This is a genomic window from Ruminococcus sp. B05, assembly GCF_003628495.1.
GTDB lineage: Bacteria > Bacillota > Clostridia > Lachnospirales > Lachnospiraceae > Schaedlerella > Schaedlerella hominis.
The window spans coordinates 1-10,184 of sequence record NZ_RBZR01000045.1 but is presented as its reverse complement, the minus strand read 5'-3'; the positions used below and the strand labels follow the sequence as shown (position 1 = coordinate 10,184).

Sequence of the window (10,184 nt, the reverse complement as noted above, 5' to 3'; positions counted from 1 at the left end):
GAAGACGTACAATCTTCTTTTTGAATTCTGATGTGTAACTTTGTGGCATAAGTAGATACCTCTTTCCTTTATGAGATTAATTATATCTTATTAGCCACTACTGTTACAACTATAGTTTATCATAACAAACCTCTGTCCTGCGGTCTTTGGTGTAATTCTGGCGTGTTTCCTGCGATACTACTTTTTCTACATTCTGCTTATGTACTGGCTGTGCAGGCTGGGTCGCTTTTCTATCAGAAGCACCAGAAGATAACGGACGCTCTTTGATAACAGTTGTCTTGACTGGCTCACTTGCTTTTGAAGTGGTCGCTGTGGCAGGACGTTTGACTTCCTGCATTTTTTTCGCACTCGGCTTTGGAATGGTTGAAGCTGTGGCTGGTCGCTCATGGGGACGGGTAGTTCCCGTTGTCGCTGATCCGTCAGCCTTTCGCTGTGCCTGCCTTGCTTCTTGTGCCTTTTGAAGTTCCATTCGCTTGTCAGCGATATTTTTCTTATGCTGTTCTTGCTTTTCCAAGCGTCCCGTCTGTCTGGACTGCTGTTCCTGCACCATGCCACGCTTGAAGTCGGACACGCTGGACTTTGCCTTTTCCTTTACGGAATACACCGCATAAGCGGTCTGTGTCGGCATATCCTTGATATTCTCTTTGACAGCATTTGCCTTATCTTTCACTTTATTTTTCGTATCTAAGACAGCACCCACCTTTGAGCCTGCACGCTGTCCCATGCTAGAAGTGGTATTGCCCCGATTTTCTTTAGAAGCCGTATTTTTTCTTTCCGCTCGTTTGTTAGCAACGGCACTTCCAGCCACCGCACCAGCCACACCGCCCGAAATACCGCCAGCACTTACCGCCCTTGCAATACGGTGTTCCATACGCCTAGCCCTATGTCGCATAAACAGATACGGTCTGCGGAATATCCTGCGTCCCATGCTTTGACTGTCGCCAGCATTTAAGCTGAACATACTCATTAAGTCGCCCAATTTCATGTAGATACCAGCAAAACATACTATCTGCAAGAACGCTATCATAAAGAACGGATAGTCTGTGGAAATGTTGTAAAACATACTGGAAATACTAAATGCCACCGTTACAATGAGCGTTATTCCTGCCCGTGTCATTATGGTATTAAATACCCTTACGATTGCCTGCTTCGCCATGCTTTCATAGCTCGGTATCATGGAAAGCAAAAAGCTGATAGGCAGAAACATAGCGAAAATGATAAAAAGTATCTGGCTAAATATCATCATGCCCGTAAGCAAGAATACAAATATCGTGATACCAAGATTGAAGAACAAGAGGAAGAACACCATACCCAAGCGGTTAATGACCTGCGGTATCGTCAGATTGTTGTTGTCGTTGTCCTCGATTTCTGTTTTTACGACTTCCTCTCTTGTTTCGCCGTCCTCGTCCTCTGGGCTTGCCGATACCAGAGCTTCGACACGTTCTGCCCCGATTTCTTCCATATTGGAATTGCCAAACTGCAAGAGTAGCCACGGCTGTTGTACTTGAATAGAAAACAAGCTGTCCCGTATCAAGTCCACGCTGTCCTTACCCTCGCTGTCAGAGTTTGGGAGCATGATTTTTGTTCCCAAGTCAAGTGAAGCGGTACTTATGTCTGACGAAAACTCATTTATCTTCTTGATGTAGTCGGGAGCGTAGGCAATAAATGAAGCGGACAGCACGAACACTACCACAAAGTTAATAACAGCGTGAAGTGCCTTGCTGGTTTCCCTTTTTATCAGTCCCGTATAGGCAACATACATTCCCACCACTAAGATAATGAGAAGCAGGAAACCAACATAGAAGCCCGTAGAAGAAAAGCCGTTCTCGGTAACGCCTGCCAAGGTCTGTATGCTTTTTCCGATACTGTCTGCCATATCATTGATAAAATCCAGCTTGTAGGCTTCTTGCACCACATAGCCCGTTGCATTGCTTAAATATAAACTGATAGTCCATACAAAGTTCGTGATACAGTAAAGCCCGTACTGCACCGATTTTCCGATACCGTCCAGCCAGTTCCAAGGCAACCACGACCAGCTATTATCCACATAAAAATCAAGCTGGTAATTGGAAAGCGGATATTTGGAATAAAGATTTTCTGCATTGATAGTATCGTCCACAAGCCCCGTCGCATGAGCCACCGTCCCCAGAAGTGAAAGCAGGATAAGGGAAAGTGCCACGACGAACAGAGCCATTTTGAGAACGTGAAGTATCTTTCTTTTTGTGAACGCACCTTTTATCCTTTCTTTCATCACTCCACCTCATTTCTTTTCACTGGCGGTCTGGTATCAAAAGCGTGTAGCAGTTCTTCAAAGACGGGGTGTATCTGCACCACGCCGACACGTCCGTATAAGTCCTGCAATAATGTCCGTAATCTTCATGGAGCATATAATTGATATTCAGTTTTAATATATCTTTGATGATGTGCTGTATATCCAGCGTGGGAAAACGAATTTTCACATAATCAAACAGCATGGTAAGCGGTGCTTCTGGATTAAACCTTGCCAGTTCTTTATACAGAGTTTCCAGAAGTTCCTTTGACGGCTTCATTTTTCCGCTTTCTATCTTGTTGAGATATTCTCTTGTGATACCAGAAGCCACCGCCAGCCTGCCTTGTGAGATACCGTAAGCAATCCGTTTCTCCCGTAATTCTTTTATCCATTGTTCTTCATTCAGAACCATACCCCCAATCTGTCAAGTGTGAAGTTTTTTAAGACGACTTCACAGCCGATTTTTGCTAGAAAATCATGCCAGAAGCCTTATGTTTCCTATGTTTTTTGTCTATTATCTATTTGCAAACGTACCCCTCTGTTAGATACCGAGGGGTTTTACCTGCTGGCGTGGCTGACGCCACACCAGCAACGGCTAGTCCGTGCCGTCGCCTTTCGCTTCGCACGTCGCCGTCCCGTCCTGCCTTGCTTGTGCAAGAGAGCCGATAGTCAGCAAAAAATCATGTCCTTTCGGGACTAACGGCGTGTAAAATTCACTGATGACGCTTGTTCCCACATCACAATAGCCACGCCCCTTGATACGCTTCTGGAAAAACTGCTTTTTCACATCTGAACCAAACAGCATACCGTAACCTAATTCGCTGATACGTCCAAGTCCTACACGGAAATTGAAGTTATCCCTTATCCCGTCCGAGAAATACTTTGCGTCTGGTCTTTGACAAGCGACGATAAGGAAATATCCTGCCTGCCGTCCTAACATGACGATTTTCTTTAACTGGCTAAGTAAGCCCACGCTTTCTTTCGTCCCCAGCATTTCAAAAAATGCCACATATTCATCAAAGATAAGAAAGCAGGGTGGCAGTCCCAGATAGGCGTAGTTTTCGCCCGTCTTATAGTTTGGGTGTTGCTTCATTTCCTCACTTCGCCGTACCATGCCCTCATAAAAGGCATTGACGCAATCAATCATTTCTTCTTTGGTGTGATAGACGTTAGGCATGACTGTTCCCAAGTCTGCAAGGTCGCTGTTCTTTGGGTCTAAGATATAAAGGACAGCGTTGGTATGCAATAGGGCTTCTATAAGCGTCAGCAGAAAATAGGTTTTACCGCCACCAGTCCCACCAGCAATCAGAGCGTGGGGTAGTGCGTCATATTCCCAGACAAGATTTTTCATCAGCCTAAGACAGCCGTGCTCTGCTCGTACTTCATCAATGGTAATGCGGTTCGCTATCATATCATAAAGCAAGGTATATTCGATATAGCCGTCATGTAAGGTCTTGTCGGTCAGCTCGCAATATAAGCCACTTTCCAGCTTATCCTCTAACCGTAAAAGCTGGTCTTGATATTTTCCCAGCGTAATTTCACAGCGGATATGAAGCAGTCCCTTTTCCATTTGATAATAAATCTTTGGAAACCAGACGATTTTTTCCCTTGATCTGCTTTGCAGGTCAGTAAAAAAACCGCTGTCTTGCACGGTATCGGCTTCATACCACTTATTTTCCAGTATCATTCTTGCCAGCTTTTGACGGTGCAGGAGCTTCTTGAAACTGTCGTAACAGAAGCGGTAATACAGAAAAGCGACCAATGTACAAACACCAGTCGCTATCAGTATGGTTATGAAGTTGTAAGGGGAGAGCGTCAAGCCGTTCTCTAACAAGCTGAAATGTTTCCAATCGGTACTCATAAGCTGTTTGATATTCAATAGCAGGAGAACCGCCATGAACACAAACAGAAGCATCCCTATGGAAAAGTGATAGACAAGGTGCTTGTCGCTGGCTCTGATACGGTGTCCTTTGTTCCAATTCATACGCATAAATCAATCACTCCTTTCTGGGTACGAAAAAAGCAGTCAATCCTAAGACTAACTGCTTTGTGTATATGGATATGAAGTTGTCAAACTGGAATTTATATAATTATTCCTCTAACTTTCCCCATTTTATAGGCTTTCCCGCCTGTCCATTAGTGAAATGATATGTAGTTTCCCTTATTTTTGCCCTTATGAGATAATCACAAGGGAAATAAGGGAAATTTTTTAGTCATTGCCCACCACTTTATCAAGAAGCCGAACTGATTTTCGTTTCGCATCTCTTGTGGAGTGAGCATAGACGTTCATTGTGGTACTGACATCTGAGTGTCCCAACAATTCCTGCACATCTTTTGGGGCAGCTCCATTTGCTAAAAGGTTGCTTGTATAGGTGTGACGTAACTGGTGGAAATGAAAGCCTTCAAATCCCTCTAATGTTTTTGCCACCTTTCTGCAAACAGTCCCCAAAGTAGTTGGAAGTTCCAAACAACCATCCGGTCTTAAACAGACGAAAGAAATTTCTTTATAATCTGTCGGGACTTCCTCTGTTCTGTCTAAACAATAATATTCGTAGTACACTCTGTTTTTCTCTTTGACCTCTTTGTAGTAGTTCGTGTGATAAAGTTCTCCGTACTGCATTCGATTTTTTAACTGCTCTTTCCGGGCATTACGGAAAATCTCTACCAGTGTATCTCCAAAATCAACAACCCTTACTTTTTTCCGCTTGGTTGGTCCGATGATATATTTGCGCTTTGAGCCATCATATCGGATGCTGCGTCTTATGGTAAGGCATTGTTCTTCCAGATTTACGTCCTGCCATGCCAAACCGCAGGCTTCTCCAATACGAAGCCCGGCATAATAGGCTATCTGGATTGGAAGTATTGCGGCTGGGTTCTTTTTTTGCAGATAAGCAAGCAATCTTTCATAATCTTCTCGTGAAATTGGTTGGACATTTCCGTCCATATCCTCATCGGAAAACAAATCCACTTCATCCGTCTGATACCGCAGTTTAATATACTGCATGGGATTGAACGTAATATACTGCTTTGGAAATACTGCAAAACGGAAGGACTGCTGCATGACTGCGGAAAAAGAATGGATATAATCTTTGCTGTAACCCTTTCTCTCTTTTCCGTCGGGATGAACTCCCCCGAAGGAAAGCAAATCGAAGAAGGATTGCAAATGTTCAGAGGTTACATTTTTCAGTTTCCGTTCTGCCAATGGGTGTTTCTTGATATTTCGGATTGTTCCGAGGTAATTCTCCACCGTACCATTGCTGAGCGTACCTGTTTTTAATTCCTCCTCTGCCCACACATCCAAAAGCTGTCCGACTGTGAGATTTTCCGCTTTGGCAACAAATTTCTTTTTCTCATAATCATCCATTGCCTGACGGAGCAGCTTTTCAGTTTCACTTTTGCTTTCTGTTCCAACGCATTCTTTCTGAACAAGATTGCCGCTTGCGTCCTCTACATAGAAGCGGTAGTACCATTTCTTTCCTTTTTTTCTTACAGATCCTTTTGCCATAATCGTATGTCTCCTTTCGATATTAGACAATCGGAACTGATGAAATGCTTCGTGCGTGTAAGTATATCATAACTCCGGTTGTCTTACTATACCGATTCGGAATCTTCGTATAAGACTTCTGATAAAAGATTTGCAAGCCTTTGTTCTGCTGTTTTTGGTTTCTTGGAATAGAGCCTTACAACGTCTGCCATCTCATTAAAAGCATTGATGGTGTGAGTGATTTCCCTTAAGAACATAATCTCATTATATTCATCATTCGATTCAAACCCTATTGTTTTGGCAATATCCGTCTGACCAGCATTCCCCTTGAAGTTTTTGCAGGCGAACTGGAAGGAATCCAAAAACAGACCATATTGTTTTAACATCAGCAGTAATAAATCTTTTGAAAAAGCATCTTCTTCTTTGGTAAGGGCAAGCGGTAACTGTTCCAGAATATCTCCCATCGCATCACGAATCTGTAACTCTCTCTTATCCGTAATGTCGGTTTCATATTCATCTGTTTCCCCTTTGAGCCATTCCACAGATACATGGAGTGCTTCCGAAAGACCTTCCAGCACCATTTTTTTCGTATTGTCAATCGAACCATTCTCATAACGCAGGATTGTAGAAGCGGTAACACCCATCTTTTCTGCGACATAAGGCTGTGTCAGATTCAATTCCAGACGGCGCTGTTTTACTCTGCTGCCTATCAGCTTGCGTAGTTCTTTATCTTTCATGCTGACTGCCTCCTTTTTCGGTATGTATGAATTATAGCATTGTTTTTCTGTAATTGCAATATGCAACTTAAAAATTATTTTTAATATTTCGTAACGCTTGACAAAAAGATATGAAAAGGATATACTTACATCACAAGAATTGCATAATGCAATTTATAAGGAGGTGATTATATGACGCAAAGAAAAATTGCATTATCCATCGAAGAAGCTGCTGACTATACGGGAATCGGCAGAAACACCTTAAGACAGCTTGTAGAATGGAAGAAACTTCCAGTATTAAAGGTTGGTCGCAAAGTCCTGATTAAAACCGATATTCTGGAAATGTTTATGGAAGCGAATGAAGGTCGTGATTTGAGGGATAGAGGAAATGTAAAAGCCGTAACAAGAACTGCGGCAAATTAAAAAGGCGGCTTCCAAAGAAACCGCCAAAGGTTCTATCAGACCGAAGCCATGATATACCTACACGCAAGAAGATTATACCATGTGCTTCTTCTGATACGCAACCGAGAACTTATGTTTGTAAAAGAAAGGGGAATGTAATCATGGCAAAATCAACAAAAAGTTATGAAGAACGAATGCTTGAAATGGAAAAGAAGGAACAGGAAAGCCTTGAAAAAGCAAAACGATATGCAGCACAGAAGAAAGAACTTCTGAAACGAAAGAAAGCCGAAGAAAGTAAAAAACGAACCCATAGGCTCTGTCAGGTTGGCGGTGCGGTGGAATCCGTTCTCGGTGCGCCTATCGAGGAAGAGGACATCCCAAAGCTGATTGGTTTTCTGAAAAAGCAGGAAGCCAATGGGAAATTTTTTTCAAAGGCAATGCAGAAAGAAACACATACCGATATGGAGGAAGTGTAATGGCGGGGGGGGATGAGTTTTTCATTCCCTTCATTGCTTTTTCATGAAGGGCGCACTTATGGACAACCAGAGGTCGTCCCAATAAGTTTGCCACAAGTGGCAACCGGTCTTCGCTCACGCTTGCCGGGCTCGTTCCGTCGGCGGGGCTTTCAGCCAGACCTGCTCATGCCGCAGGAGGCACTCTTCGCCAGAGGGGCGCATTCCATGCAGGCTGCTATGCGCAGGGCACTCTTACGCAGAGGGCGTTCCGGCAATACTGCTTTTTCTAAAACTGAAAGCAATGTTGCCGGAAATCTATGCCGGATGTGCAGAAAGGGGGAATCCAGACATGGCGATTTTTCATTACACAATCAAAATAGTCGGACGAAGTAAAGGGAAATCTGTTATCTCCGCTTCCGCATATCTCAATGGGGATGTGATGAAAAACGAGGAAACCGGGCGAATCAGTTATTACACTTCTAAAAAAGAAGTGGTCTACACCAGTCTGATGATGTGCGAAAACGCACCTCCTGAATGGCAGATAGTACCAGAAGAAAATATAAAACGCTTTCAAAAATCTGTCCGATACAAAAGGTCAGAAGATAAAGAAGCTGCTTTAGAAAAATTTAAAATCACATTTCAGAAACAACGGTTATGGAATGAGGTATTGAAGATTGAAAAAAGTGCAGATGCCCAACTTGGCAGGTCATTTGAATTTGCCCTCCCCAAAGAATGGAGCAGACAGGAACAGATTCAATATACAGCCGACTATATCAAAAAAACATTTGTGGATAAGGGAATGTGTGCTGATTGGAGTATCCACGACAAAGGGGATGGCAATCCTCATGTCCATCTGCTTCTGACAATGCGCCCTTTTAACCCGGATCATTCTTGGGGGAAGAAAGAAGTCAAAGATTGGGATTTTGTCAGAGATAAAAGCGGAAATATCGTGATTGATGAATCCCATCCGAACTGGTGGCAGGATAAGAAAAACCCTGACCGTCATGGAATCCGTATCCCTGTATTAGATGAAAACGGAATCCAGAAGATTGGTGCAAGAAACCGCCTGCAATGGAAACGGGTACTGACCGATGCTACGGGATGGAACAATCCAAAAAACTGTGAACTGTGGCGGAGCGAGTGGGCAAAGGTGTGTAATGAACATCTGCCTTTGCATAATCAGGTCGATCACCGTTCTTACGAAAAGCAGGGAAAACTCCAGATTCCTACCATCCATGAAGGTGCTGACGCAAGAAAGATTGAACAAAAGTTTCTTGCCGGGCAGGAAATAAAAGGTTCGTGGAAAGTAGCGGAAAATCAAATCATAAAACAACAAAACACGTTATTGCAAAAGATACTGGACACCTTTGGGAAAGTATCAGGTGCATTATCATTATGGAAGGAGCGATTAAATGACATTAGAAGAAAGCCGGGAAATTATACCCTTAATGGAGTCCATGATTGGGCAAATCGAAGAACAGCAGACCTTAATGGCAGAAATGCTTCTGGAAATGCAGAACCGGGACACCCAACTCTCTCTTATGCAGGAACAGAATCAGAAATTGCAAAAATTAAACAGCGAGTTATCCGAGCTGCTCAACATTTTGCCAAATACCGAGGAACTACTTTCCAAGATGGAAGAACAGAAAACGAAGATAGAACTTTTGGAAAACGAAAATCAGCAATGGCAGATATTGGCACAGAAGCTGAACAGCGAAAACAGTTTATTACTGAAACAGAACACCGAATTGCTGAACTGGAACAGCAGGTAGAGAAAGGACGTGATATAGATGAACGAATCCAGAGAATTAAAGAACGCCGAACAGTTGGAAGAACTTCTGCTCTTGACCGAGGAGATACAAGAAGAGTTGGAACAGAAAGACCAGCTTATCGTGGAACTGAAGACGCAGCTCAACGAATCTCTGACCTTGAACGAGAAATTAAACAAAGAGAACAGAGCCGGGAATATTCAAGCATTAAAGAACGACTTGAAGCTGGCAGACAGAGCATTGCGGAGCGAGAAAGAGAAGCTGCGAAGCGCAAACGTCACGATAGAGGAATGTCAAGATAAAATACGATGCTTAACACAACAACGGGATTATGCCCGGACACATCAGAAAATCGTAGAGATACCGGTAGAAAAGCCGGTACTCTATAAAAAATGCGAAGCCTGTGACCGGACAGCCTATCAGAATGCAAAAGCAAGATACGAAACACAAAAAGAGCAACTTGCAGGACAATATAAAGCAAAAACGGTAATGTTCCAAACAACCTTGTTCCTTCTTGCATGGTATTCGCTGACAACCACTCTTTTTCAGGCAGTACAGTCAGATGTGTTCCTTTCCGATTGCAAATCATTCTTCCATGATGCAGCATCATTCATACAAACTTTTATCGGTTGGACGATTGATGCCGGGCAATCTGTGGCACAAATCAGCACAAAAATTCCAAATGAGATTATAGCCGGAATCATATATTGGTTATTGATGATATTGGTTGTTGGAATATGTGTGGCAGGGACAGGGATACTGGCAATACTGATAGAAATAAAGGTTATAGAATTATATAAGAAAAACTGTTGGGATGTTATTACCCTACTGATGATACTGACAAGTGCGGCTGTCATCATTTATTTTGGAGAAGTAATTAAAAAAGCATTATCAATAAATCTGTTGTTCTTTTGGTTAATTTTACAAGGAATATATCTTACAATTCGACGCTATATAAGTCACAGGGTTGTTTCATGAAGGATTTTTAAAAACATAAAAAGATCAGATTTTATCGGGGGTTATGCATGTTATACAAAACATGTGTAACTCTTGATTTTTTGTGCCTGTAGAGGTATAATATCTATATGG

Annotated in this window: 8 protein-coding genes and 1 pseudogene; 4 read left to right on the top strand and 5 right to left on the bottom strand. The window is 42.7% G+C overall.

The features are described 5' to 3' along the window. Positions 1-109: 109 nt before the first annotated feature. The 5 genes and pseudogenes from D8Q48_RS16505 to D8Q48_RS16475 all read right to left on the bottom strand — a co-directional run bounded on the left by D8Q48_RS16505 (position 110) and on the right by D8Q48_RS16475 (position 6,490). Entirely contained in the window at positions 110-2,251 is a 2,142-nt protein-coding gene (locus D8Q48_RS16505; protein WP_121057305.1) for a YtxH domain-containing protein, read from the bottom strand. A 91-nt stretch (positions 2,252-2,342) separates the two neighbouring features. Continuing rightward, positions 2,343-2,681: pseudogene (locus D8Q48_RS16495) on the bottom strand (helix-turn-helix domain-containing protein); the annotation flags it as partial. 183 nt (positions 2,682-2,864) lie between these two features. After that, complete coding sequence (locus D8Q48_RS16485) at positions 2,865-4,259, bottom strand: FtsK/SpoIIIE domain-containing protein (RefSeq protein WP_121057303.1); 1,395 nt, start codon at positions 4,257-4,259, stop codon at positions 2,865-2,867. A gap of 219 nt (positions 4,260-4,478) precedes the next feature. Further along, positions 4,479-5,774 carry a tyrosine-type recombinase/integrase gene (locus D8Q48_RS16480; RefSeq protein WP_005608354.1) on the bottom strand — a complete coding sequence of 432 codons (1,296 nt, stop codon included), beginning with the start codon at positions 5,772-5,774 and terminating at the stop codon, positions 4,479-4,481. Positions 5,775-5,860: 86 nt separating this feature from the next. Beyond that, complete coding sequence (locus tag D8Q48_RS16475; RefSeq protein ID WP_005608353.1) at positions 5,861-6,490, bottom strand: helix-turn-helix transcriptional regulator; 630 nt, start codon at positions 6,488-6,490, stop codon at positions 5,861-5,863. Positions 6,491-6,661: 171 nt separating this feature from the next. Between D8Q48_RS16475 and D8Q48_RS16470 the strand changes: the two genes are divergently transcribed. The 4 genes from D8Q48_RS16470 (at position 6,662) to D8Q48_RS16450 (ending at position 10,073) form a co-directional block, all read left to right on the top strand. Then, complete coding sequence (locus D8Q48_RS16470) at positions 6,662-6,892, top strand: helix-turn-helix domain-containing protein (protein ID WP_004843519.1); 231 nt, start codon at positions 6,662-6,664, stop codon at positions 6,890-6,892. Positions 6,893-7,032: 140 nt separating this feature from the next. Beyond that, positions 7,033-7,347: a hypothetical protein gene (locus D8Q48_RS16465; RefSeq protein ID WP_005608351.1), complete on the top strand. Its 315-nt coding sequence runs from the start codon at positions 7,033-7,035 to the stop codon at positions 7,345-7,347. Between the two features lie 328 nt (positions 7,348-7,675). Next, positions 7,676-9,397 (top strand): MobA/MobL family protein, encoded by a 1,722-nt coding sequence (locus tag D8Q48_RS16455; RefSeq protein WP_040893156.1) that lies wholly within the window; start codon positions 7,676-7,678, stop codon positions 9,395-9,397. Then, positions 9,336-10,073 (top strand): DUF6040 family protein, encoded by a 738-nt coding sequence (locus D8Q48_RS16450; RefSeq protein WP_121057301.1) that lies wholly within the window; start codon positions 9,336-9,338, stop codon positions 10,071-10,073. The genes D8Q48_RS16455 and D8Q48_RS16450 overlap by 62 nt, the downstream gene beginning before the upstream one ends. Positions 10,074-10,184 lie beyond the last annotated feature (111 nt).

Bases quoted from the DNA above. Each gene is read 5' to 3' on its own strand.
- D8Q48_RS16470 (WP_004843519.1), top strand. From the start codon at position 6,662: ATGACGCAAAGAAAAATTGCATTATCCATCGAAGAAGCTGCTGACTAT.
- D8Q48_RS16455 (WP_040893156.1), top strand. From the start codon at position 7,676: ATGGCGATTTTTCATTACACAATCAAAATAGTCGGACGAAGTAAAGGG.
- D8Q48_RS16480 (WP_005608354.1), bottom strand. From the start codon at position 5,774: ATGGCAAAAGGATCTGTAAGAAAAAAAGGAAAGAAATGGTACTACCGC.
- D8Q48_RS16465 (WP_005608351.1), top strand. From the start codon at position 7,033: ATGGCAAAATCAACAAAAAGTTATGAAGAACGAATGCTTGAAATGGAA.
- D8Q48_RS16475 (WP_005608353.1), bottom strand. From the start codon at position 6,490: ATGAAAGATAAAGAACTACGCAAGCTGATAGGCAGCAGAGTAAAACAG.
- D8Q48_RS16485 (WP_121057303.1), bottom strand. From the start codon at position 4,259: ATGCGTATGAATTGGAACAAAGGACACCGTATCAGAGCCAGCGACAAG.
- D8Q48_RS16505 (WP_121057305.1), bottom strand. From the start codon at position 2,251: ATGAAAGAAAGGATAAAAGGTGCGTTCACAAAAAGAAAGATACTTCAC.